Below are 24,653 nucleotides of genomic sequence, written 5' to 3'. Positions count from 1 at the left end.
CGTATGTCGACAAAATTCCGGCGTGGACGGAAGGAAGGCTGGTCGCCGGCGGCGGCGGTCACAAACTTGTTGGGCATTCCGCTATCGATGCGAGGCCCCAGCCATGCCGTCACGCGACCCCGAACGGCGCGCAGCCGCCAGCCGTGAGCAGACCGATCGCCGTACGCTTCAGTCCGATTTCGATCCTGACACCGGGTCCGGCGACCGGCCGCTGACGCCGGGCGAAGTCAATGCGATGTGGAAGCTGAACCGGCTGGAACAGCCGACCTTCGACGATCTGACCCGTGGCCTTTGCCTTGGCCTGGTGTGGTGCATGGCGCTGTGGACGCCGATGTTCGTCAGCGCGCTTACCTGATCCCGTCCGCCGCACCGCCGCCCGGCCCGGTCCTGGTCAGCGACCGGATTCGTGCCGCCAGCTGGTCGGGGGTGAAGGGCTTCGCCAGCACCGATGCGGTGTCGGCGCCCATGGTGGCCAGCGATTCGGGGCTGTAGCCCGAGGCAAGCAGGACTCGCAACTGCGGCCAGTGTTCGCGGATGTGGCGGGCAAGGTCGACCCCGGAAACGCCGCCCGGCATCACGACGTCCGACACCACAAGATCGAAGTTGCGGTCGGTCTCCAGCAGAGCCAGCGCAGTGACGCCGTCTTCCGCGGTCTCGACCGAGAAGCCTTCCTGGGTCAGTCCTTCCACCGTCGCCATCAGCACCAGCGGATTGTCCTCCACCACCAGGATGCGCAGCGGGCGGATGTCCGCGACCGGGGCCGCCGGGACAGGGGCCGGCTCCTCCGGCCGGGCATCGGTCAGCGGCAGGTCGATGCACACATGTGTGCCCTCGCCGGGCCGGCTGTCGATGGTGGCGCTGCCGCCGGACTGTCGGGCGAATCCATAGACCATCGACAGGCCGAGCCCCGTTCCCTTGCCGACCCCCTTGGTGGTGAAGAAGGGGTCGAAGGCGCGGGCCATCACATCGGGCGGCATGCCGGCGCCGGAATCGGAAACCTCGATGCGGGCGGTGCTTGGCTCTGGACCGGGCGCAGCGGCGATGCGGATTCGGCCGCCGCCGGGCATGGCATCGCGGGCGTTCAGCACCAGGTTCAGCACGGCCATCTCCAACTGCACCTGATCGATGGCGACCGCCATCGGCACAGGGGCGATGTCCCACTCCAGTACGACGTCCGCCCGGATGGAGCGGGCCAGCAGGTCGGACATCCGGCGCAGGCTGTCGCCCAGATCGACCACCGTCGGGTTGACGGCATCCTGGCGCGAAAAGGACAGCAATTGCCGTGTCAGCTTCTCCGCCCGTTCCAGCGCGGTCCGCGCCCCGCCCAGGAAGCGCTGGCCGTCGGCCGGCAGATGGCGGGCCAGCAGGTGCAGGTTGGTGAGCGCTGCGGTCAGCAGATTGTTGAAGTCATGCGCCACCCCGCCGGTCAACTGGCCCAGCGCCTCCATCTTCTGGCTCTGGCGCAGCGCCTCCTCCAGCCTTTCGCGGTTGCGCACCTCCTCCGCCCAGCGCCGGACCGCGGCATTTTCGGACGCGGCGCGGCTGTAGGCGAGCCAGGCGAGGAGCGCCAGCGCCAGCGTCGCCGGAGCCACGAAGGCGGCGTCCAGAGCCATGTTCCGCCACCAGGAGCGGGTGACTTGAGTCCCGTCCAGCCCATAGACGACGTAGATCGGGAAGGCGCCGACCCGCTTATAGGCGAACACGCGCTCCAGCCCCTGCACAAAGCTGTTGCCGGTGCGGAAAATTCCCTCGTCCGGCTGGCGGCGGATTTCGGCACGCAGGCCGCGGTCGGCCGGCAGGGTCGGCAGGGTCGCGTTCGGCCGTGTCGGGTCCAGGGTCGGGAAGCGCATCAGCATCGCGCCGTCATCGCGGATCAGCGCGATGGATTCCCCTTCGGTGCCGATGATCCGCCGGTAGAAGCTGGCGAAATAATCGGGATCGATAATGGCGGCGATCATCCCGTCGAAACTGCCGTCGGGGCCGCCTGGACTGCTGCGGCGCCGGCTGATGCCGAAGCTGGGTTTGCCGCTGGTGGGGTCGACGACCGGGCCGGCGATGAGCAGGCCGGAATCCTTCTCCCGCTGCTCCCGGAAATCCGCGCGGTCGCCGATATAGCTGTTGCGTGCAGGGAAGACGAGGCTCGAGTTACGCACGAATCCGTCGGGATCGGTCAGCCCGATGGCGCCAACCTGCTCAAGTTCGCCTTTCAGAGTCTTCAGATAGCGGTGCAGCGGCTCCGACTCGGCGATCTCGCGCCAGCTGCGTCCATGGATGCGCTCGTCCACCCGGTCCAGAACCTGGGACATGGTGTCGAACACCTTCAGCACATGTTCGTGCAGGATCAGGGCGTTCTTGCGGCTGCTCCGCTCGGCCTCGTCCTGAGCCTCCCACCGCTCGCGCCAGCCGATGCCGGCGAACAGAACGAGCGGCAGCGCGACCGACACAGCCAGCAGCAGGCGCAGCAGGCGCACTGCCCCCCTGCGGTCGGTCCGACTGTCGAGGTTGCGAACGGGCATCACCAACCATTGCCAGGAAAAAGGAAGCTTGCCGGCCTTCGGCGGCACAGGACAAGCCACTGGGCAGGCCTTTGGCCCAACCCCGTTCCGGCCACCATGGCCGAAGCATCGAAGGGTGGGCAACTCTGACTTTAAGGCAGGGAGGCGATGGCGGGTCGCAGTTCGGCGGTTTACGGATCGCAGGTGCAGGCGCGGGGAAAGCGCCCTTCCGTCCAGCGGCGGCGGCGGCGGACATCGGATCCGTCATCCACCGGGCGGGGCAGCCCGCACAGATCGCCCAGCCGGTCCCGCAGATCGTCGAGATAGGCATTGGTGAGGATGGCGATGCCGGCGAAGAAGGGTTCACGGCAACGGGTTGCGACGCGGCTGCAGAAATCGGGCATCCAGCGCAGCGGGTGGCGGTCGAGGAAACGGACGGCGTCGAGCGTGCGCCCGCGGTCGAGCAGCACGGCCAGAACAGCCAGTTCCGCCGCGACATGGTCGTCCGCCAGCCGGTCCAGCGGCGGCCCGCCAAATTCCACTCCCAGACCAGTGCGCCAGCGCAGCAGGGACGCGGCGGCATCGTCCCGCAGCTTCTCCTCCAGCCACGGACCTTCGGTCGGACAGGCCCGCAGCCCGCCGTTGATGTGGATGGCGGCGAAATCGGCGACCAGCGGGGCGAGGCAGCTGCGGGTGATCCGGTCCGGCAGGTCGCTCACCACCTCGTCCACCAGGGCGGCGGCCTGCTGCGAGTCGTCGCGGTCGAGTGCCAGCGGACCGCGGCCGACCGGTTCGCGTCGCAACGTCTCCAGCAAGGCGGCGGACGGTTCTTCGGCATGCAGGCGGACGAGTAGACGCAGGCCCCGGGATGAGGTGGCCAGATCGAGGGGGCTGGGAATAGGGGCTCCCGCGATGCCGGCACCATCCTTGGGATGGCCGTCCTGACGATGGGGTGGCAAGGCGGCCTCTAGAACCGTGCTGTCCACGCTGTTCCTCCCGGCATTCGGGCCGGATCGGACATGTGCCGGGGCCGGGCCGCATGGGAACGCTGCACGAATAGATTTCGTGTCTTATGGATTTCTTTCAGCGCCGCGGCTTCCGGGCGGATCGTTTGTCCGAACGTTTGCGCGATCTGTTGCAAGTCTCTACTACCAGCGGGGCTGGCATCGGTCAACTTGGCCGATGGACGGGGGAAAGACATGGACCGGCTGTTGCCTTGCGACACGATGTCCTGCCTTATCGCAAGTCACCATCCCCCACAGGAGTTCCCGCCGCCATGCCGCTTCCCCTGATCGAACAGGCCGATGCGATCCCGGAGGTCCGCGCCGTCTACGACGACATCAAGGCGACGCGCAACGTCCCCGACGTGAACAATTTCTGGAAGGCGATTGCCCACCATCCGCCGACCCTGGCACGGACCTGGGAGAGCCTGAAGGAGGTGATGGCGCCCGGTGCGCTGGACCCGCTGGTCAAGGAGATGATCTTCGTCGCGGTCAGCGTCACCAACAACTGCCAGTATTGCGTCCGCTCGCACGAGGCGGCGGCGCGGCGTCTGGGCATGACCGACGCGCAGTTCGGTGAGCTGATGGCGGTGGTTGGCATGGCGAACGAGACCAACCGCCTCGCTGTCGGCTATCAGGTCGAGTTGGACGAGCGGTTGAAGTGAGCCGCATCAGGCGGCGCGCGGCAGCGCCCGGGCCGCCTCGTCCGGTCGGCGTTGGGACAGGCGGCGCTGGGGCAAGCCGTTGATCAGGTCGCTGCGAACGGTGAAGTGGGCGGTGCTGCGGCCGTCGCCCACTTCCTCGCTGGCGATGCGCTCCACCCGCACCTCCACGTCCCAGCCGATGTTGGCCCAGGCGGTGCGGATGCGGCGGGCCAGTTCGTGGGCGCCGCGCTCGCTGAAGCTGTCGAGCCGCCCGCCCGATGGGCCGGGATGGAAGCGCGGATAAAGCTGTGGCATGGCCTTGTCTCCTCGATCGACTGCGGTGCGCCGGAGATGTCCGCCGCTTCGCCGAACAAAGGAATAGTCCAATTTGGACTATAAGGACCAGAAAAAGCCGATACCGTTGTGGTATGTCGGTCAGGGCTCCTGCAAGCCGACCACGGTGTGCAGGGTGTCGATTTCTTCCAGCGGCACGGAAAATTCGCGGTCGGCCGGCCGGTATTCGCGCAGGATCACCATGTCGGCGCCTCGCCGCACGAACTCCTTCACCAGCACCGCTTTGTTGCATTTGACCACCACCACCCCGGATCCCGCGGCTGGCGGTTTGTGCGGGTTGACGTGCAGAAGCTGGGCCGGGCGGAAACGCGGCATCATCGATTCGCCGACCACATACATGGCATATGGATCGCGGGCGTTCTTCAAATAGTCGGGGCGTGCGATCCAGTCGATGGGCCCGTCCTCCAGAAACATTTCCTGGTCCACGCCGCCACGTGCCGCCGCCCGTACCGGCATCGACGCCGCGGCCTGCGCCTGCGGAAGCGGTGCCGTGCGGAGGAGCGGCGGAAGCGACGGGCGGGCGGGGCGCTGGGAAGGCGCTTGGGCCGTCGCGGCGGTCGGCCCGTCGAGACCGAGCAGGACCGCCGGCTCCACGCCCAGCGGCCCGGCCAGCTTGACCGCCCAGTCGACGGTCAACTTGCGCTGGCCGGTTTCCAGCTTGTTGATCTGTGGCTGGGAGGTACCGGCCATCTCGGCCAGCTTTTCCTGGCTCAGCCCGGCGGCCTGCCGCAGTTCGCGCATTGTGGTCATGTGACCTTCATACCAAAACGGCTTCGGAAAGTCCACCAGAGCGGAATAAATCCAGTTGCGCGCAGAAGCCTGCTTGGTCTAAACCATTGCGGTATGACGCTCGACGATTGGCTCAACCGGACCGCAACCAAGGAAGAGGCCTTTGCCGCCCTGATCGGGACGACCCAGGCGACGGTCAACCGCTACCGCCATGGCCGCCGCGTCCCCCGTCCCGCCGTCATGGCCCGAATCGCCGCCGCCACTGGTGGGCAGGTCACGGCGAACGACTTCCATGGGCTAGGTGACGGACAGGGGCAGGGGTGATGGAGCGGAACGCGCGCAACAAAAAAGGCCCTCTCCCGGTGGGAAAGGACCTTTCCTGTAACGCTGCCGCTCTTAGAGTCTTCCGTGTGATTCACGCTTCAAGCAATCCAGCGTGAAGCGATCACACTCTAGGAGAACAGGCTCGACACCGACCGTTCCTCGCTGATGCGCATGATCGCTTCGGCGAGCAGGGGGGCGATGGTCAGCTGGCGGATGTTGCGCGACACGCGCACCGCCTCGGTCGCCTGGATGCTGTCGGTGGTGACCAGCTGCTCCAGCGGCGACACGGCGACGCGGGCGACCGCACCGCCGGACAGGACGCCGTGGGTGCAGAAGGCGTGGACCGACTTGGCACCGGCCTCCATCAGGGCGACGGCGGCGTTGCACAGCGTACCGCCCGAGTCGACGATGTCGTCGATCAGGATGCAGCGGCGGCCGTTGGCGTCGCCGATGATGTTCATCACCTCCGACACGCCGGCGCGCTCACGCCGCTTGTCGATGATCGCCAGATCGGCGTCCAGGCGCTTGGCCAGCGCGCGGGCGCGCACCACGCCGCCGACGTCCGGCGACACGATGGTGATCTCGTCGATGCTCTCGAAGGACTGGCGGATGTCCTTCTCGAAGACCGGGGCGGCCATCAGGTTGTCGGTGGGGATGTCGAAGAAGCCCTGGATCTGGCCTGCGTGCAGGTCCATCGTCAGCACGCGGTTGGCGCCGGCCTGGGTGATCAGGTTGGCGACCAGCTTGGCCGAGATTGGCGTGCGCGGGCCGGTCTTGCGATCCTGGCGGGCGTAGCCGTAGTAGGGGATGACCGCCGTGATGCGCCGGGCCGACCCGCGCCGAAGCGCATCGATCGTCACCAGCAGTTCCATCAGGTTGTCGTTGGCCGGGAACGAGGTCGACTGGACGACGAACACGTCCTCGCCGCGCACGTTCTCCAGGATCTCGACGAAAACCTCCATGTCGGAGAAACGGCGGACGCTGGCTTTGGTCAGCGGCACGCCGAGACAGGTGGAGATCGCCTCGGCCAGCGGACGGTTGCTGTTGCCGGCAAGCACCTTCATCGGGGTCGGCTCTCTTTGCAGGGAAACGGCTCAAGGCACGTTCGCCGCTTGCGCGCCGGCGCCCCTTGAAAACGGGGCGGACCATAACAAAGGGTCGGCCCCATGTAAACGTTCCATGACGGTCGGGTCTTTCCCCATTGGGGAATGCCGCCCTGCGCGGGCGGCATGACCATGGCCGTTCCGCCGACCCGTTCGCGCCGTTTCAGTTCTGCAGGACGATGGCCGAAAGGCCGCGGCCGTAATCCGTCTCTCCCCGCAGGCAGGAGCGGCGATAGCTGAAGAAGCGGTCCTCCTCGGCCACCGTGTCGTTGGGGCAGCGCTGGATCACCGTGACGCCGGAGTCGCCCAGCCGGCGGGTGACGTAGGCCGCCAGATCGAACAAGAAATGGCCGGGCTTGCGCGCAGGAGCGAAATAATCGCGGTTGCGCGCATCCTCCTCCTCGAACGGCGCCGGGAATTCCGGACCCACCTCGTAGGAGCGCTGGGCGATGCAGGGGCCGATGCAGGCAACGATGCGGTTCGGCTTGGCGCCCAGCTCGACCATGCGGGCGACGGTCGCCTCGATGACGCCGCCCTTGGCGCCCTTCCAGCCGGCATGGGCGGCGCCGATCACCCGCGCCTTGCTGTCGGCGAACAGGACGGGCGCGCAGTCGGCGGTCAGGATGCCCAGCGCGATCCCCGGCTGCCGGGTCGCCATGGCGTCTGCCTTCGGTGCCGTTTCCGGAGTCCAGGGCTCTTCCACCAAGACGCAGGTCGGGCTGTGGACCTGATAGCAGGTGATGAGGTTGGCGGGTGCCACCTCCATGCGCGCGGCGGCGCGGGCGCGGTTCTCATGCACGGCCGCGGCGGAGTCGTTGGACCCCAGCCCGCAGTTCAGCGAGGCGTAGAGACCGGTGGAAACCCCGCCGGTGCGGGTGAAAAAGGCGTGTCTGATGTGGGTGATGTCGTTCAGCGCGCCGAGTGTGATCACGAACGCCGTCCTTCCCTATTCTGTGGCCCCCATGCCCGGCAATCATGCCCGACAGGGCAGGGGACGCGATGCACGGTCCGCCCGGATTGTGGTTCTGGCGGTTATGGTGCGGTGTCTCTGACCCGGTTTCCGTGTCCGCCGGTCAGAAGCCGGCCGGGGGAGAGTCGGCGAAGGCTCCTGGCGTGGCGAACGCGGCCAGTTTGAACAGCCTGCCCATTTGCGAGGGATCGATCAAGCGGTCCAGCGCGCCGCGGATGTCCTGCGCCTGGGCCGGGCTGGCCTTCGCCGCCAGGGCGGATGCGCGCTGGCGGATGCCCAGCCGGGTCAGCCACTCGCCCTGCTCGACCACGCCGAAGGATTGGGCGCCGCCCTCCCGCGCCGCAGCGGCGATTGCGGCGAAATCGACATGGGCCGTCAGGTCGGCTTCGCCTGGCGACTCCAGCACGGGGGCATAGGCATGGCGGCGCATCGCCTGCAGCGTGTCGCCGGCCGCCGGCCCGTGGGCGTAGCCATAGTCGATGACCAGCGCCGCACCGGGGGCCGCGGCCAGCCGGGCGCCGATCAGCCGCGCCACCGCCTGCGAGGCGGGGGAGACCTCGACGACGCTGCCGTCCGGCGCTTCACGCAGCACATCCGGCACCAGCCGGTTGCCGGAACTGCCGAAGGCCTCCAACACGAAGCGGAAGCGTGGATCGTCCCCGGTGCTGTCGGGCTCGACATCGACCAACCGCTCGAACCAGCCATAGTTGGTCTTCTGCACCTGCCGGATCGGCAGGGCGTCGAAGAACTCGTTGGCGATCAGGACGGTCGGGCCGTCCGGCACATCCTCCAGCCGGTCATGCCAGTAGACCGCGTCGCCCAGGACGGGGTGCAGCGTCTGGCGCTGCCGCTCCCGCAAGGACGGGCTGGTCTCCACCAGATGGACGATGGCGTTGTCGCGGAACAGCGGCAGCACCGCGGCCGCCCGCAGCGCGTCGGCCATCAGCGTTCCGCGGCCGGGACCCAGCTCCACCAGATGGAACGGGCCGGGGCCGCCCAGCCTTGCCCAGCTGTCGATGCACCAGAGCCCGACCAGTTCGCCGAACATCTGGCTGATTTCCGGCGCGGTGGTGAAGTCGCCGCCGCTGCCGAACGGGTCGCGGCGCATGTAATAGCCGAAGCGCGGATGGCCCAGCGCCTCCGCCATGAAGGCGCCGACGCTCATCGGGCCGTCCATCACGATGCGGCGGGCCAGCAGGCGGGCCAGCGTTTCCGGACCGGCGCTTTCGTCCGCCATGGCGTCAGGCCGGAATGGCATGACGCCGGCCGCGCAGGACCAGCCACAGGCCGATGGCCACCATCGGTAGCGACAGCAGCTGTCCCATCGTGGCGCCGGCGAACAGGAAGCCCAGCTGCGGGTCGGGCTCGCGGAATAACTCGACCGTGATGCGCGACAGGCCGTAGCCGATCAGGAACAGCCCGCCGATCGTGCCCGGCCGGTTGCGCAGCGCCGGGCTGCGGATGGCGATTGCCAGCAGGATGAACAGAACCACGCCCTCCAGGGCAGCCTCGTAAAGCTGGCTGGGATGGCGCGGCACCTGCAACGGGTCGCGCGGGAAGACCATGGCATAGGCGAAATCGGGCGCCGGCCGGCCATACAGCTCGCCATTGATGAAGTTGGCGATGCGGCCGAAGAACAGCCCGATGGGGGCACAGGCGGCGATGATGTCGCCGAAGACGAAGGGCGAGATGCCGCGCCGCCAGCAGAACAGCGCAATGGCGGTCAGCACGCCGACCATGCCGCCATGGAAGGACATGCCGCCATGCCAGACCTGAACCGCGTCAAGCGGGTTTTCCAGATAATAGGGCAGGTTGTAGAACAGCACATAGCCGAGCCGCCCGCCCAGGATGGTGCCGATCACCGCCCAGGTCAGGAAGTCGTCGAACTCCTCGGGGTTCGGCCGGCGGCCGGGATCGAGCCGCGCCAGCCCCATGCAATAGCGCCAGCCCAGCACGAAGCCGGCCAGATAGGCCAGCGCATACCAGCGGACGACGACCGGGCCGACGGAAAAGGCGACCGGGTCGATGGTGGGAAAGGCCACGACGGGAAGGGTGGCGAGCATGGGAACTCCGGTCAGCGATACGGGTCGGGCTGCGACAGGAAATCCTGCACATAGCGCCGGACACCCTCTTCCAGCTCGGTGAAGGGCTGGTCGAATCCGGCGGCGCGCAGGCGATCCGTCGTCGCCTGCGTGAAATATTGGTATTTGCCGCGCAGATGCTCGGGCATCTCGAAGTACTCAATCCGGGGAGGCAGTCCCAGCGCGGCGAAGGTCGCCAGCGCCAGATCCTTGAAGCTGCGCGCCTTGCCGGTTCCGACGTTGAACAGGCCGCTGACATCGGGATGGTCGTAGAGCCACAGCATCACCGCGACGCAGTCGTCGACATGGATGAAGTCGCGCAGTTGGCCGCCATCCTCGAAGCCGTCCTTATGCGACTTGAACAGGCGCGCCGGCTGGCCAGCCGTCAACTGCGGATGCAGCTTGGCGATCACGCTCATCATGTCGCCCTTGTGGGCTTCGTTCGGGCCGTAGACGTTGAAGAATTTCAGCCCGGCCCATTGCGGCGGCACGAGGTCGCCGCCGGCGACGGCGCGGGCGATGCGGCGGTCGACCAGATGCTTGGACCAGCCATAGGCATTCAGCGGCCGCAGCCGCGCCAGCCCGTCGCAGGAGCCGTCATCGTCGAAACCGGCGGAGCCATCGCCATAGGTTGCGGCGGAGGAGGCGTAGATCAGCCGGCATCCGCGCCAGGAACACCAGCGCCACAAATCGAGCGTCAGCGCGACGTTGTTGGCGACGATCTTGTCGACGTCCCGCTCGGTGGTGGCGGAGATGGCGCCGAGATGGAAGACGGTGTCGATCTCGGCGGCATGCTGGTCGAGAAAGGCCAGCGTCTGCTCGGGCGGCACCAGGGCCGCGACCTCACGCTTGGCGAGATTCTGCCACTTCTCGCCGTCACGGAAGCGGTCGACGACCGCCACGTCGGTGATGCCGCGCGCAGCCAGAGCCGCGACAAGGTTGGACCCGATGAAGCCGGCCCCGCCGGTGACCACGATCATAGCGCTGTCCGCTGTTGCTCGACGCGTTTCGTGGGGACTTATAGGCGGGTGGGGCGGTGGGAGCAAGTCAATGGCCCCCCACCGCCCGCTTGCAGGAGCGGGAAGGAGGGGGCCGCAACGATGAGCCCTTACCGCGTCGCGCGGTTCGCGGCGCTGACCAGGGCCCGCAGCGAGGCGGTGACAATGTCGGCGTCGATGCCCACGCCGAACAGCGTCCTGTCGCCGGTCTTCACCTCGACATAGGCGCAGGCCTGGGCGTCCTCGCCGGAGCCGATGGCGTGCTCACGGTAATCGACGACATGCAGGTCAGTGCCGCAACCCTGCCGCAGGGCGTCCAGGAAGGCGTCGATCGGGCCGTTGCCCTTGCCCTTGGTGGTGATGATCTCGCCGTTGCGGCGCATCACCACGCTCATGGCACGGGCACCGGAGTTCGGGCCGCGCGGCTCGGTCGAATGCTCGACCAGCTCCAGCGGGCTGTCGGCGTCCAGATACTCGGCCTGGAAGGCGGCGTGGATGTCGGCGGGCGACAGTTCCTTGCCGGTCTCGTCGGCGACGCGCTGCACGACCTTGGAGAATTCGATCTGCAGGCGGCGCGGGATCTGCAGGCCGTAGTCCTTCTCCAGCACATAGGCGATGCCGCCCTTGCCGGACTGGCTGTTGATGCGGATCACCGCCTCGTAGCTGCGGCCCAAATCCTGCGGGTCGATGGGCAGGTACGGGACCTCCCACTTGCCGGTGTTGGACTTGGTCAGCGCCTTCAGCCCCTTGTTGATCGCGTCCTGGTGCGAGCCGGAGAAGGCGGTGAACACCAGTTCGCCGGCATAGGGGTGGCGCGGATGGACCGGCAGCTGCGTGCAGTATTCGGAAACCCGGACGATCTCGTTGATGTCGTCGATGTTCAGTTCCGGATCGACGCCCTGGGTGAACATGTTCAGCGCCAGCGTGACGACGTCGACGTTGCCGGTGCGCTCGCCGTTGCCGAACAGCGTGCCTTCGACGCGGTCGGCGCCGGCCAGCAGCCCCAGCTCGGCCGCGGCGACGCCGGTGCCGCGGTCATTGTGCGGGTGCAGCGAGATGATCGCCGACTCGCGGTTCTTCATCGTCTTGCAGAACCACTCGATCTGGTCGGCATGGACGTTCGGCATCGACATCTCGACCGTCGAGGGCAGGTTCAGGATGATCCTGCGCTCGGGCGTCGGCTGCCAGACCTCCATCACCGCCTCGCAAATCTCGACGGCGAAGTCCAGTTCGGTGCCGGTGAAGCTCTCCGGCGAATATTGCAGGACGATTTCGGTTTCCGGGGTCTCGTCGGCCAACTGCTTGATCAGCTTGGCACCCTGGACGGCGATGTCGACGATGCCCTGGCGGTCCAACCCGAACACGACGCGGCGCTGCAGCTCCGAGGTGGAGTTGTACAGATGCACGATGGCGCGCTTGGCCCCCTTGATGCCCTCGAAGGTGCGGCGGATCAGCTCCTCGCGCGCCTGGGTCAGCACCTGGATGGTGACGCCGTCGGGGATCTTGTTGCCGTCAATGATCTCGCGGCAGAAGTCGAAATCGGTCTGCGACGCGGCGGGGAAGCCGACCTCGATCTCCTTGAAGCCCATGCGCAGCAGCAGGTCGAACATCGCGCGCTTGCGGTCCGGCCCCATCGGCTCGATCAGCGCCTGGTTGCCGTCGCGCAGGTCGACCGAGCACCAGATCGGCGCCTTGTCCAGGGTGCGCGACGGCCACTGGCGGTCGGTCAGCTTCACCTGGGGGAAGGGGGCGTATTTGGACGGGGACTTCGGCAGAGCTGGAATGTTGGTCGCGGTGTTGGTTTGGGTCGCGGTGCTCATGGCGTCGTTCGGCTCCAGTGGCGGCCCCCGGGGCCCGGTATTCTGTGCGGGCGGGGGCGGCGGATCGGATTTTGAAAGGCGGAGGGACCGGCGATGGGTACGGCCGCGGAGCCGCCGGATGTGGCTCAGCGACCGTCGGTAAGTCGCAGTCCCGGCCCCGGCCGGGCGACGCCGATACCGGCGCCTTTGAAAACATCGCTCATGGAACAGACACTTCGACCGATGGAATTGGTGTGCGAACGCGACAAACCCGGACGCTTAAAGCGCCGGGCCGAGAAGTCGAAGAAGGGCGTTCTGCAGGTCGATGGTGTTCATGGGGCGCACTGTGCGCAGGTGCGGCATGGCTGTCAAGCCCGGATTGGCGAAAAACGGACTGCGGGATGCACCAACCATCGGCGCTCCTTCCATCCTTCCCATCCTCACGCGTCAGCCCCAGATCAGGTGGTACAGCGTCGGCAGCAGCAACGCCGTTGCCAGCCCGTTCAACCCCATGCCCAGCCCGGCGAAGGCACCCGCCACCTCGTTGACCTGCAAGGCACGCGCGGTGCCGATGCCGTGCGCCGCCACGCCCATGCCGAAGCCGCGGGCGCGCCAGTCCTTCACCCGCACAAGGTTCAGCACCCAGGTGCCGAGGCTGGCGGCGACGATGCCGGTGATGATGACGAACACCGCGGTCAGCGACGGCAGGCCGCCGATCTGCTCCGACACGCCCATGGCGATGGGGGAGGTGACGGATTTCGGTGCCATCGACAGGATGGTCGCCTTGCTGCCTCCGAACGCCCAGACCAGCGCCACGGCACTCAACGCCGAGGCGGCGGACCCCACCAGCAGTGCCACCACCAGAGCCAGGGCCGAGCGGCGGACCTCCTGGAACTGGTTATAGAGCGGAATGGCGAGCGCCACCGTGGCCGGGCCGAGCAGGAAATGGACGAACTGCGCGCCGTCGAAATAGGTGCGGTAATCGATGCCGGACAGGCTGAGCGTGCCGGCGATCAGGACGACGGCGATCAGCACCGGGTTCAGCACCGGGCGCCGTCCCAGCTTTTCAAAGACCCACAGGCCGATCTGATAGGCGACCAGCGTCAGCGTCAGCCCGGCCAGCGGGCTGGCGGACAGATAGACCCAGATCTGGTGAAGATCGGCGCTCATGCCCGATCTCCCTTCACCTGCTCCCCTGCCCCCGGCTCCTCTTCCAGCCGCGGATCGGTGCGGCTCAACAGGAAGGCCATCAGCTTTGCCGTCACCGCGATGCCGAACAGGGTGCTGCCGAACAGGGCGGCGACGATGGGCAGCGCCTCGGTCTCAAGGCGGGTGACATGGACCATCACCCCGACACCGGCCGGCACGAACAGCAGCGACAGGTGGCGCAGGAGCCCGCCCGCCGTGTCCTGCACCGTGTCCGGCACGCCGCCGCGCAGCAGCAGCCCGGCGAACAGCAGCAGCATGCCCAGCACCGGGCCGGGAACCGGCAGATGCAGCAGGCGGGCGGCCAGTTCACCGGCGAGTTGGCAGAGCAGGAGGAGCGTCAGGGTTCCGAGCATCGCGGACTCCGGTGGAAGGGGTGCTGTGGGTCCCTTCTACCGCAGTTGCGAAGTCGCCGGGCTGCATTCCGCGAATGCGAGCGTCGCGAATCGACGATGAGGCCCGTTCAGAAAGTGGGGAGGTTATTGCAGCTTGCTGCGGACGTGCTGGCCGCGGCGGACGATGGACTGCGCTTCCACAGTCACTTCCTTCTTGCCGAACAGGCGCAGGAAGATGGCGTTGACGGTGGCGTGTGCGCTGACCGTCAGGGTGCCGGCGGCGGCATCCTCGGCAATCGTCAGGGGCGACAGGTTCGATCCGAGGAAGCCGTTGGGAAAGGCCTTGTCGAAGAAGCTGCGGATGTGTCCGTCGCGCTGCGAGTCGAACATCACGCGCCCGCCGGCCAGCGCGGCGGCATCGACGGCCTGCGACAGCCGGGCTTCCACCGCATAGCTGCGCAGAGCATCGACGGTGCAACCGGCGCCCAGCGCGGTCGGAATGGCAAGGATCAGGGCGACCACCAGAAGCAGGTGACGACCCGTCCGCCGGTCTTCGTGCCCGCCATAGGGCAGGGGACGATAGACCAAAGTCATTGCCGGCCTCCCAAGCAATTGCCTATGCGGAAAGGAGTGTTTTGATTGGATGCATCACTCTTAGCATCATCCGACAAGCAGGCAAACCAAGAAATGCAGGTGAAGGACAGCAAAAATCGCGGCGCAAGTTGTTATGTATTTTACGCAAAGGCGGTAACCCAAATTCGCGGACGCGGCGGCAAAGGGTAAAGCCCGCAGCAAGGGGCGGGAAGCGCTGTCTCGACTTTAAAAACCACCGTGATTCGTAGCTGTGCCGAGTCAAAGGTGAGCCAAGCGGTGCCCTCGGGCGCCGCGTTAAGGGGTTGTTCGTCATCGCCGTTGGCAGGTTGGGCAGGTCCAAGTCCCTCCAGGCCGGAGCCGCCGACGCCGTCTTTTCCGTCTCCTGCCCGTGACCGTTCCACGGGACTCTGGCCGGCCCGGTCGCTCCTGGACATTGCGCCGGCTGTTGCGGCGGTGGCGCTTCTGCCGGCCGGCCTGATGGCCGAGGTGAGGGTGCCTGCACCATCGTCCTGATGCACTGAACACGCGGGCGGCTTCTCCGTTTCCCGTCTGCCCGCTAGACTCCGGGCGCAATGATGGGGAGACGGCCCGATGAGGGGCGGCGTTTGGCGTGTGGTGATGCTGGGGTTGGCCGTGACGGCGGCCGCGCTGGTGTTTCTGGGCGTGGAGATCACACAGCTGGCGGCGGACGACCGAACGGCCTTCACCCGCGGTCTGGCGATCTGCGGGCTCGGACTTTTGTCGGTATGGTTCGTCTTCTCGCGACTGTCGCGCCATTTCCGCGACCTCGACCGCCTGTCCGGCAGGCTGTCGGGCGCCCGCAACCGGGTCGATCTCGAACCGATGTCCGGCGAACTGGCGCGCTTGGCCGAGGCGGTCAGTCTTGCCCGCGGCGGCGAGCGCGGGTTGGGTGAGGGGCCGCTGGGCGGCACCCCACTCGGTCATGGGCCATTCGGTCATGGTCCGCTGGGCGGCGGCCGCATCGACCGGGCCTTGCGGGCGGCTCTGGCCCTGTCCGAGGATCCCCTTCTGATCCTCGACGAGCAGGGGCGGGTGGAGCAGCTGAACCCTGCCGCGGCCCGCCTGCTGGGTGTGGAGGAGGGGGCCGACATCGGCAAGTCGCTGCTGCGTGACGATCTGGCCCGCGCCATGGAGCGGGCGCGCGGCGGCGGTGTTCCCGTCACCGCCGTGCTGCGCCGGACCGAAGACGGCGAGCTGTCGGCGCGTGTGGCCGATCTTGGGCTCGGCGCCGGTGTTCTGCTCTCTTTCCCTGCCCGCGGCATGGCCCATGCCGCCGGCCTCAGCGGCAAGCGCACGCTCAGCCTGCGCCCGGCCCAGCCCGCCACCCCCCTCGGCGATGAGGAGCCGTTGGCCGCCCTGCCGTTCGTTGCGCTTTGGGTGGCGACGGCGGGGATGGAGGCGGGCAGCGGTCCGGCGATCGCGGTCGGTACCGTCCGGCTGGTCGGGTCGCGCATCTTTCGGACGGTGTCGCTTGCGTTGCTGATCGACCCCGTCGAACCGGTGCCGGCCGAGGCGACGGCCCGTCACGGCATCGGCACCGCCATGGTGGCGGGCGAACGCCCCTTCGCCGCGGTGTGGCCGGCGATCCAGGAGGCACTGCACAACTGCATCGCGGTCGGGATCGGCATCGACTCGGCGGTGGCCGCGCTGGCGCGGTCGGCAGCCCTGGCCGGCATTGCCGAACCGGCGCTGCCGCCGACGCTCGACCTCGGCGCGCTGGCGGCTGCGCTGGACCCTGCCCTGGCCGGGGCATCGGCCGACCGTCTGGCGGAGGCCTTCGCCTTGCCCCGCCACCCGCGCAACGGTCCCCAGGGCGAGGCGCTGGCCCAGGCCGAGCTTGCCGTGGCGCTGCTCTCCCGCCTGACGGAACGCGGAGTCGTCACCCAGGGGCAGGCACGGGGGCTGGTCGCCGGCGGCGACGCGCAACTGTCGCCGGCATATCCTCCGCCAGCCTGAACCCGCTCATCGACAGCCGGGTCTGCGGGCGCAGGTAATGGCGCGTCCACGGACCGGCATGGTCGAAGGGGGTAAGGCAACTGCCGCCCCGCAGCACCATGCGGTTGCTGGCGAGCCGGCCGTTGACCGCCTCGTCCAGAGCCGCCTTGTTCCCGGCGTGGGGGCGGAGGTAGCCGGGATAGGTCGTGAAGGCGTCGGCGGTCCATTCCCACACGTCGCCGCACATCTGCCAGGGGCCGGTCCCGTGGCAGGTGCCGGCGCGCGGATGGCGGTGGCCGGTGCCCAACAGGTTGCCCATGCTGTCGCAGCCGGCGGCGACCGCTTCCCATTCCGCCTCCCGCGGCAGGCGCTTGCCGGCCCAGCGGGCATAGGCATCGGCCTCGTACCAGCTGACATGGCAGACCGGCTCGTCGGGATCGAGCGGCTGTATGCCATAGAGGGTGAAGACCTGCCAGCGGCTGCCCGACTCGGAGTCGCCGCGCTGCCAGTAGAGTGGGGCGCTCCAACCTTCGGCCTTTGCGATCTCCCAACCGTCGGACAGCCAAAGGGAGCGGTCGCCGTAACCGCCAGCCTCGATGAAGGAAAGATAGTCGCCGCAGGTCACCGGGCGGGCGGCCAGCCGGTAGGGCTCCAGCCAGACGCGGTGGCGTGGGCTTTCATGGTCGAATCCGGGCAACGGCATCGGCCGGCCGACCTCGACGAGGCCGCCGGGCTGCTCCAGCCATCCGTCGGGTGGGGCACCCAGATGCGGATGGTCGGGCGCCTGCTCGTAGGCCGGACGCAGCGGGTTGCTCCACAGGGCATGCTTGATGTGCAGCAGCATGCGTTCCTGATGGCGCCGCTCGTGGGCGATGGCCATCATCAATGCCGACTCGGCCGGGTCCCAAAGTCTGTCGTCGATGCCGTTGATCAGGTGCAGCACCGCGGCGTTGATCTGGTCGCGGTGCCGCATGATCTCGGCCACCGTCGGGCGCGACAGAACGCGGGTGGGCGGGGCACCGCTGTTGCTGTTGGCGGCGAACAGGTCGAGGACGGCCGGATCCGCCGGCCGGTAGCCGGGGCTGAAGGGAATCAGCACCGCCACCTCGAACAGCCAGCTGGTGTGGGCAAGATGCCATTTCGCCGGCGCGCCGTCCGGAACGGTCTGCACCATCTGGTCTTCCGGCGACAGGGTGGCGACCAGTTCGGCGGTGCGGGCACGCGCCTTCTGAAAGCGGGTTGCGAGGGACTGCCGGCGTTCGGTGAGGAGATGCGCGGCGGTCGGACCTGCGCTCGGGATGGGATGTGTGTCGGGCACGGGCGGTCCCTCCGAAATCCGGATCTCTTCGGAGAGTGTCCACCCGGAACGCCCCTTTTGGAATGCATGCATCCGTGGTGGAACGGTCACCGCAAATAGCGGCTGCGACCGGACGCCGCATCTGGAATGGCCGATGAATGGCACCGGCGACGCATGGGGCCAAAAACGAAAAGGCCGCCCGGAAGGCGGCCTTGTTCACTCGAAGCACAGCTCAGTGTCGGACAAGACTTACTTGATCTTGGCTTCCTTGAACTCGACGTGCTTGCGCGCCACCGGGTCGTACTTGCGGAACGACAGCTTCTCGGTGGTCTTCTTCGGGTTCTTCTTCTTCACGTAGAAGAAACCGGTGTCAGCCGTGCTCACCAGCTTGATGAGGACGGTGTTCTGCTTGGCCATGATCTCGATCCCGACAAAAAATCCGTGCCCCGCCGGCCCGGCGGGGGCGGCGTCGTTAGCGGCGGAAAATACCGTCTGACGCCGCAATGTCAAGCCCTATGGGCGGTGAATCTGGCGTCCGACGGCGATTGCCACAGCGACGTCCCCGAAACCGGTGTCAGCGCTCCGCCACCGTGTTGACCACGGCGGTGGCGACGGCGCGCTGGTACAGCCCCGGCTCGGCCAGCAGGCGCATGGCGACCTTCAGGTCCAGTTCCGGCTCGTGCTCCTTCCACGGGCAGGCTTCGCGCAGGGCGCTCAGCGCATGCTCGTCGTCGGCCGCCTTGGACCGCCAGCTCGCCACCTGCGCCGGGCGCAGACGCCCCTCACGCAGGTCGGACAGCAGGGCTTCCGGGTCGGTCTGGCCGGCCCGGCTGGTGCAGACGGTGGGCTGGACGCCCTGGCGGTGCAGGGTATAGCCGGCCGGGGTGTAGATGCGGCTCCAGGTCAGGAACAGCTCGCCATCGTTGGGAAGGCGGTTGACCGTCTGGACGCTGCCCTTGCCATAGCTGGAGGCGCCGACCACGACCGCGCGGCCCGAGTCCTGCAGTGCCGCCGCCACCACCTCGGCCGACGAGGCGGAGCGGCCGTCGACCAGCACCACCAGCGGCAGCCCGTCGAGCAGGTCGTCGGGGTTGGCGTCGAAGCGCTGGCGGCTTTCGGGGTTGCGCCCCTCGGTGGAGATGATCCGGCCGCGGCGCATGAACAGGTCGGCGACCGCGACAGCCTGGTCCAGCAGCCCGCCCGGATTGCCGCGCAGGTCGAGAACCATGCCTTGCAGCGTCGGCCCCGCCGCCTGACGGATGGATGTCACCGCCGACCGCAGGCTGGAGGCCGTGGTGGCGTTGAAGCGGTCGAGCTTGACGATGCCGACGTCGCCGGACAGCGAATAGGTGACGGTGTTCGGCACCACCCGCTCGCGGCGCAGCGGCAGCCGGCGGGGGGCGCCATTGTCGCGGGCGACGGTCAGCGTGACCAGCGTGCCGGTGGGACCGCGCAGCCGCTCGCGCATGTCCGCCGCGCTCATTCGCGTCGTCAGGTCGCCGTCGATGGCGAGAAGCTGGTCGCCGTCGACGATGCCGACGCGCTCGGCCGGGCTGTGCGGCATCACGTCATGCACGATGACGCGACCATTGGATGTGGTGTCCAACGACAGGCCGACGCCGCCATACCCCTCGCGCTGGGCGCGTTCGTTGCTGGCGCGCTGGACGCCGGTGTAGCGGGAATAGCCGTCGAGATCGGCGGTGACGCCGTCGAACACCACCTGATACAGCCGCTCCGGCGTCGCCTTCGCCAGGGTGGGGGAATAGACGCGGGCGCGGTCGATGATGCGGGTGGTCAGAACCGCCCAGCCGGCGGCGTCGCCATCGGCGGCGGTGCCGTACTCCGCCGCCAGGGCGCCCGACACGTACAGGCGTACGGTGCTGCCGGCATGCTCCACCGTCACCGAGGGGTCGAGCGCGGTCAGCCCCTTCAACCCGTCAATTCCCAGGCGGTTGAAGGACACCGGCTCCAGATAGACTTCGGCGATCTTGGAGAAGCCGACGGAGAAAACCTGTTCCGTCACCGGCTGCGGCGCGGTGCTCGCGGCCTGCGGGGTTCCGGCGAGAGCGGTGGTGGCGAGAAGGGCTGCGGCGGAAAACTGGAAGGCCAGATGACGAAGCGGGCGGCTGAAGCGGCGCGCCACACCTGAAATCAGGGTGCCCGATAGGACGGGGATCCGAAAAGACGGCACGTGGGACGGTGCATTCTGGTCGCACACGCCGTGATCGCACACGTTGTGATCGAACTGGGCCATGGGGCGAACCGCGGCCTCCCTTTCCTGCAGCCGGACCGGAGGAGGATGTTCCCGATCCCGGATGGGTGATAGATACACCTTCGTTCAGGAGGGCGGGCGGGACAAAATTGCGGGCCGCACCACAATGTTGCGGATTGTCCAATCCTGTGTCGCCAAGGCCACGCTTGTATGGCGCGGGTGCCACGGAACCTTGGCCTGCCCACGAGTCGCCCCCTGGACGGCATCCCGGCTCAAGCGTTGCCATTCTGCAACGGGTCTGGAATGGCCCTCAAGTCAGGCTTCAGTCTGTCAGACGGAAAAGCGTGCTGCCGCTGACCGGATCGGCCTCCACCAGCACCACCTTGACCGGGTTGCCGAGGCGGTACGTGCGCCCCGTACGCTGCCCGACCAGGGTGTGTGCGGCCTCGTCATGGTCGTACCGGTCGTCGGGCAGGCTGCTGGCCGGAACCAGCCCGTCGGCGCCGCTCTCGTCCAGCCGCACGAACAGCCCGAAGCGGCTGACGCCGGAGATGCGGCCGCTAAAGCGTTCTCCGATGCGGTCGGCCAGGAAGGCGGCGGTGTAGCGGTCCACCGCGTCGCGCTCGGCGGTGGCGGCGCGGCGCTCGGTGCCTGACAGATGGTCCCCGATCTCCGCCAGCCGGCCCAGCGTCTCGTCGTCCAGCCCGCCGACGCCCAACCCCAGCGTGCGGATCAGCGCGCGGTGGACGATCAGGTCGGCATAGCGGCGGATCGGCGAGGTGAAATGGGCGTAACGGTGCAGGGCCAGCCCGAAATGGCCGATGTTGTCCGGGCTGTAGGCGGCCTGGGCCTGGGCGCGCAGGACCACCTCGCTGACCAGCGGTGCGTGCGATGTCCCCTCCACCTTGCGCAGGATGCGGGTGAAGTGGTCGGGCGTCAGGTCGGCGCTCTTGGTCAGCGGGTGGCCGATCCCGGCGAGGAAACCACGCAGCGCCTCCATCTTCTCCATCGAGGGCCGGTCATGGATGCGGAAGAGACCGGGCATGGTGCGCCGCTCCAGCACCTCCGCCGCCGCGACGTTGGCGGCGATCATGAACTCCTCGATCAGCCGGTGGCTATCGTGGCGCTCGCGCCTGACGATCTCGGCGACCCGGCCGCGCTCGTCGATGTGGACCCGGCGCTCGGGCAGGTCCAACTCCAGTGTGCCGCGCTTGGCACGGGCGGCGGCGAGCCGGGCATAGGCGCCGAACAGCGGGGCGATCACGCCGTCGGCGAGCGGCCCCGTCACCTCGTCCGGCCGGCCATCATGGCAGTCCTGCACCTGTTCATAGGTCAGCCGTGCCGCCGACCGCATCAATCCGCGCACCAGACGATGCCGGACCAGCACACCGTTGCGGTCGATCCACAGGTGAAAGGCCAGACAGGCGCGATCCTCTCCCGGCCGCAGCGAACACAGGCCGTTCGACAGCGCCTCCGGCAGCATCGGCACGACGCGGTCGGGGAAATAGACGGAGTTGCCGCGCTCGTAGGCGGTGCGGTCCAGCGCCGATCCGGGGCGCACATAATAGGACACGTCGGCGATGGCGACGATCAGGTGCCAGCCGTCCGGATTCTCCGGATCGCCGTCGGCCTCCGCCCACACGGCATCGTCGAAATCGCGGGCGTCGGCGCCGTCAATGGTCACCAGCGGGATGTCGCGCAGATCCTCCCGCTGCATCAGCGCCGGCACCGCCGCCAGTTCCGCCTCACGCAAGGCTGCGTGCGGGAAGACAGTGGGGATGCCGTGGGCGTGGATGGCGATCAGGCTGAAGGCGCGCGGCTCGTCGGTGGAGCCCAGCCGCTCGACCACACGGGCCTGCGGCTGGCCGGCGCGTCCGGCCGGCAGGATGTCGGCGAAGACGAGGTCGCCCGGCTCGGCATCGCCGCGGTTGGGCGGCAGCACCAAAAACTCGGTCTTGTGGCGGCGGTCGGTCGGGAGGATGCGCCCGCCATCGGCGCTCGGCCGGTAGACGCCGAGGATGCGGCCTTCGCGTTCCCCATCTATGCGGCGGATAACGCGGGCTTCGTAGAGGCGGTCGTTGATGCGGGCGAGCTTCGCCAGCAGCGTGTCGCCGACCGCCAACGGCTTTTCCTCTCCCCGCGACTTCTTCTCCGGCAGAAGGAAGATGCGCGGCGGGTTGCCCTCGCCGGTCCAGGTCAGCGGCCGGGCGGCAAGCTCGCCGTCCGCATCGACCCCGGTGACCAGCAGAACCGCGACGGCGGGCAGGGACTGCGGCGGGGCCATGCGCTTGTTGCGCCCGCGCTCCACCGTCCCGTCCGCCTCCAGCCTCCGCAGCAGATCCTTCAGCGTTTCCCGGTCGGCCGATCCGGACAGCTTGAAGGCGCGGGCGATCTCGCGCTTGCCGACGGGGGTGGTGCTGGACCGGATGAAGGCGAGGATGGCGTCCTTGCTGGGGAAATGGCTGTCGGTCACTGGGCGGGGGGTCCGTCGGTTCTTGTCGCAGGTATGGCTATATAGGGATCAATCGCCGCCGAGGCTCGTCGCCCAGCTGCGGCCGACCATCGCCCGGATGGCGTCGCTGCGCTCCAGCGCCTCGCGGAATCCCGCCAGCGGGAAGCGGACCTCCGTCTTCTCCCCGGCCGGCGACTGGCCGACGATGGAAACCTCCGGTGCCGGGGCGATCTTTTCCACCATGCGGCGGTTCAGGTCGGGATCGGTCATGGCGCAGGTGTTGGTTTCGAAGCGGAAGGGCTTGCAGGGGGAATCGGGCTTGAACACCGCCCGGTCGGCCCAAATGCGGACCAGCCTGTCCAAATCCAGCGATTCAGGGGAGACGCGGAAGCGCAGCCCCTCGCGCCAGCGCTCGGTCGAGCGCAGCCAGACCAGCCGGGCGGTGCGGTCGTTGACGCCGCGGGCGGACAGCTCGCACTCGACCTGCCGTGTGCCGGACCAGAGCTGACAGTAGAGCTTCCAGCTCTTGAAGCTCTCGTCGAACTCCCGGAACGGCTTGCCTTCCGCCATCGCCGCCGGAGCGGCAGCGGCGATGGCGGCCAACATCGCCAGGGCTGTGATCAGGCGCTGTCCGTGGCGGCGTCCGGGCATCTGGCCGGGCATCGGATGGTCACTCCCGTCGTTCCGCCCGCCGGCGCAGCAGATGGTCGGCCAGGACGCAGGCCATCATCGCCTCGCCCACCGGCACGGCGCGGATGCCGACGCAGGGGTCGTGACGGCCCTTGGTCAGGATGTCGGTGTCGTTGCCGGCGGTGTCCACCGTCTGGCGCGGCGTCAGGATCGAGCTGGTCGGCTTGACCGCGAAACGCACGACGATGTCCTGCCCGGTGGAGATGCCGCCCAGGATGCCTCCGGCATTGTTGGTCAGGAACTGCGGCTGGCCGTCGGCGCCCATGCGCATCTGGTCGGCGTTGTCCTCGCCGGTCAGTTCGGCGGCGGCGAAGCCATTGCCGATCTCCACGCCCTTGACCGCGTTGATCGTCATCATCGCGCAGGCGAGGTCGCTGTCGAGCTTGTCATAGAGCGGGTCGCCCAGCCCCACCGGCACACCGGAGGCCACCAGCTCGACCACCGCGCCGACCGAAGAGCCGCTCTTGCGGATGCCGTCGAGATATTCGGCCCACTGGGTGGCGGCGACCGGGTCGGGGCAGAAGAAGGGGTTATTGTCGATCTCCGCCCAGTCCCAGCGGCTGTGGTCGATCTTGTGCGGGCCGACCTGCACCAGCGCACCGCGCACCTGGATGGCGGATCCCAGCACCTTGCGTGCCACCGCGCCGGCAGCGACCCGGCAGGCGGTTTCCCGCGCCGAGGAGCGGCCGCCGCCGCGGTAATCGCGGATGCCGTATTTCTGCCAGTAGGTGTAGTCGGCATGGCCGGGGCGGAATTTGCCGGCGATGTCGCTGTAGTCCTTGGAACGCTGGTCGGTGTTCTCGATCAGCAGCGAAATGGGCGTGCCGGTCGTCTTGCCTTCGAACACGCCGGACAGGATCTTCACCTGATCGGGTTCCTGGCGCTGGGTGGTGTAGCGCGACTGGCCGGGCCGACGCTTGTCCATCCAGGGCTGGATGTCCGTTTCCGCCACGAGGTCGAGCAGCGACGGGCAGCCGTCCACGACGACGCCGATGGCCGGGCCGTGGCTTTCGCCCCAAGTGGTGAAGCGGAAAAGCGTGCCGAAGCTGTTGCCGGCCATGGTGACATCCTCCCGAAACGAACCCGCGCGGATCAATGACGTAGCGTCTATTTGCGCGGATTTCTTGCGGCCTTTCGGCGACAAGGTCAAGGAAGCGATGCGCTGATTTTTAAGGGGGTTTTTAAAAGAGGGGAATGGTGCTGCCAGAGAGGATTGAACTCTCGACCTCTCCCTTACCAAGGGAGTGCTCTACCACTGAGCTACGGCAGCGCCAGATGCAGGCGCCTTGTGGCAAGATCGGAGAAATGGTGCTGCCAGAGAGGATTGAACTCTCGACCTCTCCCTTACCAAGGGAGTGCTCTACCACTGAGCTACGGCAGCTCCGATAACCGATCATCGCTGGGGCGATGCGT

The 24,653-nt window shown here is 68.0% G+C and carries 23 protein-coding genes and 2 tRNA genes; 4 read left to right on the top strand and 21 right to left on the bottom strand.

What is annotated here, in order from left to right; translation table 11 throughout:
• Positions 1-103: 103 nt before the first annotated feature.
• Positions 104-355 carry a hypothetical protein gene (locus tag TSH64_RS07405; protein ID WP_109096187.1) on the top strand — a complete coding sequence of 84 codons (252 nt, stop codon included), beginning with the start codon at positions 104-106 and terminating at the stop codon, positions 353-355.
• Here the strand turns inward: TSH64_RS07405 and TSH64_RS07400 are convergent.
• A complete protein-coding gene (locus TSH64_RS07400) occupies positions 348-2,516 on the bottom strand; it encodes a hybrid sensor histidine kinase/response regulator (RefSeq protein WP_247872805.1) in 2,169 nt (722 codons plus the stop codon). The genes TSH64_RS07405 and TSH64_RS07400 overlap by 8 nt on opposite strands.
• 170 nt (positions 2,517-2,686) lie before the next feature.
• Entirely contained in the window at positions 2,687-3,481 is a 795-nt protein-coding gene (locus TSH64_RS07395) for a molecular chaperone TorD family protein (RefSeq protein WP_247872804.1), read from the bottom strand.
• Between the two features lie 290 nt (positions 3,482-3,771).
• On the opposite strand from TSH64_RS07395, the gene TSH64_RS07390 reads away from it, so the two are divergent.
• On the top strand, positions 3,772-4,161 hold the full coding sequence (locus tag TSH64_RS07390) for a carboxymuconolactone decarboxylase family protein (protein WP_109096184.1): 390 nt from the start codon (positions 3,772-3,774) through the stop codon (positions 4,159-4,161).
• Positions 4,162-4,167: 6 nt separating this feature from the next.
• Here the strand turns inward: TSH64_RS07390 and TSH64_RS07385 are convergent, their stop codons facing one another.
• Positions 4,168-4,455 (bottom strand): hypothetical protein, encoded by a 288-nt coding sequence (locus TSH64_RS07385; protein ID WP_109096183.1) that lies wholly within the window; start codon positions 4,453-4,455, stop codon positions 4,168-4,170.
• Between the two features lie 120 nt (positions 4,456-4,575).
• Positions 4,576-5,280, bottom strand: a complete 705-nt coding sequence (locus TSH64_RS07380; protein ID WP_247872803.1) for a LexA family transcriptional regulator — start codon at positions 5,278-5,280, stop codon at positions 4,576-4,578.
• A 57-nt stretch (positions 5,281-5,337) separates the two neighbouring features.
• On the opposite strand from TSH64_RS07380, the gene TSH64_RS07375 reads away from it, so the two are divergent.
• Complete coding sequence (locus tag TSH64_RS07375) at positions 5,338-5,547, top strand: helix-turn-helix transcriptional regulator (RefSeq protein ID WP_109096181.1); 210 nt, start codon at positions 5,338-5,340, stop codon at positions 5,545-5,547.
• A 128-nt stretch (positions 5,548-5,675) separates the two neighbouring features.
• On the opposite strand, the gene TSH64_RS07370 is transcribed toward TSH64_RS07375, so the two are convergent.
• From TSH64_RS07370 to TSH64_RS07330, 9 genes are all read right to left on the bottom strand, one after another.
• Positions 5,676-6,611: a ribose-phosphate pyrophosphokinase gene (locus TSH64_RS07370; protein WP_063635101.1), complete on the bottom strand. Its 936-nt coding sequence runs from the start codon at positions 6,609-6,611 to the stop codon at positions 5,676-5,678.
• 202 nt (positions 6,612-6,813) lie between these two features.
• A complete protein-coding gene (gene pgeF / locus TSH64_RS07365; RefSeq protein WP_109096180.1) occupies positions 6,814-7,581 on the bottom strand; it encodes a peptidoglycan editing factor PgeF in 768 nt (255 codons plus the stop codon).
• Positions 7,582-7,723: 142 nt separating this feature from the next.
• Positions 7,724-8,857 carry an SAM-dependent methyltransferase gene (locus TSH64_RS07360; RefSeq protein ID WP_247872802.1) on the bottom strand — a complete coding sequence of 378 codons (1,134 nt, stop codon included), beginning with the start codon at positions 8,855-8,857 and terminating at the stop codon, positions 7,724-7,726.
• 4 nt (positions 8,858-8,861) lie between these two features.
• On the bottom strand, positions 8,862-9,683 hold the full coding sequence (lgt, locus tag TSH64_RS07355) for a prolipoprotein diacylglyceryl transferase (protein WP_109096178.1): 822 nt from the start codon (positions 9,681-9,683) through the stop codon (positions 8,862-8,864).
• A gap of 11 nt (positions 9,684-9,694) precedes the next feature.
• Positions 9,695-10,681 carry an ADP-glyceromanno-heptose 6-epimerase gene (rfaD, locus tag TSH64_RS07350; protein ID WP_109096177.1) on the bottom strand — a complete coding sequence of 329 codons (987 nt, stop codon included), beginning with the start codon at positions 10,679-10,681 and terminating at the stop codon, positions 9,695-9,697.
• A gap of 128 nt (positions 10,682-10,809) precedes the next feature.
• A complete protein-coding gene (gene leuA, locus TSH64_RS07345; protein WP_199237760.1) occupies positions 10,810-12,474 on the bottom strand; it encodes a 2-isopropylmalate synthase in 1,665 nt (554 codons plus the stop codon).
• 471 nt (positions 12,475-12,945) lie between these two features.
• Positions 12,946-13,668: an LrgB family protein gene (locus TSH64_RS07340; RefSeq protein ID WP_098739303.1), complete on the bottom strand. Its 723-nt coding sequence runs from the start codon at positions 13,666-13,668 to the stop codon at positions 12,946-12,948.
• Complete coding sequence (locus tag TSH64_RS07335; protein WP_109096175.1) at positions 13,665-14,060, bottom strand: CidA/LrgA family protein; 396 nt, start codon at positions 14,058-14,060, stop codon at positions 13,665-13,667. Before TSH64_RS07335 ends, TSH64_RS07340 begins: the two co-directional genes overlap by 4 nt.
• Positions 14,061-14,183: 123 nt before the next feature.
• Entirely contained in the window at positions 14,184-14,633 is a 450-nt protein-coding gene (locus tag TSH64_RS07330) for a YceI family protein (RefSeq protein WP_098739305.1), read from the bottom strand.
• A gap of 591 nt (positions 14,634-15,224) precedes the next feature.
• Between TSH64_RS07330 and TSH64_RS07320 the strand changes: the two genes are divergently transcribed.
• On the top strand, positions 15,225-16,610 hold the full coding sequence (locus TSH64_RS07320) for a PAS domain-containing protein (protein WP_109096173.1): 1,386 nt from the start codon (positions 15,225-15,227) through the stop codon (positions 16,608-16,610).
• Here the strand turns inward: TSH64_RS07320 and egtB are convergent.
• From egtB to TSH64_RS07280, 8 genes are all read right to left on the bottom strand, one after another.
• Positions 16,534-17,907: an ergothioneine biosynthesis protein EgtB gene (gene egtB, locus TSH64_RS07315; RefSeq protein WP_109096172.1), complete on the bottom strand. Its 1,374-nt coding sequence runs from the start codon at positions 17,905-17,907 to the stop codon at positions 16,534-16,536. The genes TSH64_RS07320 and egtB overlap by 77 nt on opposite strands.
• A gap of 228 nt (positions 17,908-18,135) precedes the next feature.
• The gene (rpmG, locus tag TSH64_RS07310; protein ID WP_012974790.1) at positions 18,136-18,303 is read right to left on the bottom strand and encodes a 50S ribosomal protein L33; all 168 of its coding nucleotides are present in this window, start codon (positions 18,301-18,303) and stop codon (positions 18,136-18,138) included.
• A gap of 157 nt (positions 18,304-18,460) precedes the next feature.
• A complete protein-coding gene (locus TSH64_RS07305; RefSeq protein ID WP_247872801.1) occupies positions 18,461-20,029 on the bottom strand; it encodes a S41 family peptidase in 1,569 nt (522 codons plus the stop codon).
• A gap of 391 nt (positions 20,030-20,420) precedes the next feature.
• Positions 20,421-22,571, bottom strand: coding sequence for a ribonuclease R (gene rnr, locus TSH64_RS07300; RefSeq protein WP_109096171.1), 2,151 nt, complete (start codon positions 22,569-22,571; stop codon positions 20,421-20,423).
• A 48-nt stretch (positions 22,572-22,619) separates the two neighbouring features.
• Positions 22,620-23,213: a hypothetical protein gene (locus TSH64_RS07295; RefSeq protein WP_247872800.1), complete on the bottom strand. Its 594-nt coding sequence runs from the start codon at positions 23,211-23,213 to the stop codon at positions 22,620-22,622.
• Between the two features lie 7 nt (positions 23,214-23,220).
• On the bottom strand, positions 23,221-24,300 hold the full coding sequence (gene aroC, locus TSH64_RS07290) for a chorismate synthase (protein WP_109096170.1): 1,080 nt from the start codon (positions 24,298-24,300) through the stop codon (positions 23,221-23,223).
• A 135-nt stretch (positions 24,301-24,435) separates the two neighbouring features.
• Positions 24,436-24,510: transfer RNA gene (locus TSH64_RS07285), tRNA-Thr, on the bottom strand.
• 36 nt (positions 24,511-24,546) lie between these two features.
• Positions 24,547-24,621 (bottom strand) — tRNA-Thr (locus TSH64_RS07280).
• Positions 24,622-24,653 lie beyond the last annotated feature (32 nt).

It is taken from the genome of Azospirillum sp. TSH64 (assembly GCF_003116035.1).
Taxonomy (GTDB): domain Bacteria; phylum Pseudomonadota; class Alphaproteobacteria; order Azospirillales; family Azospirillaceae; genus Azospirillum.
The sequence above is the reverse complement of the archived record's forward strand: the minus strand, read 5'-3'. Positions and strand labels throughout refer to the sequence as shown.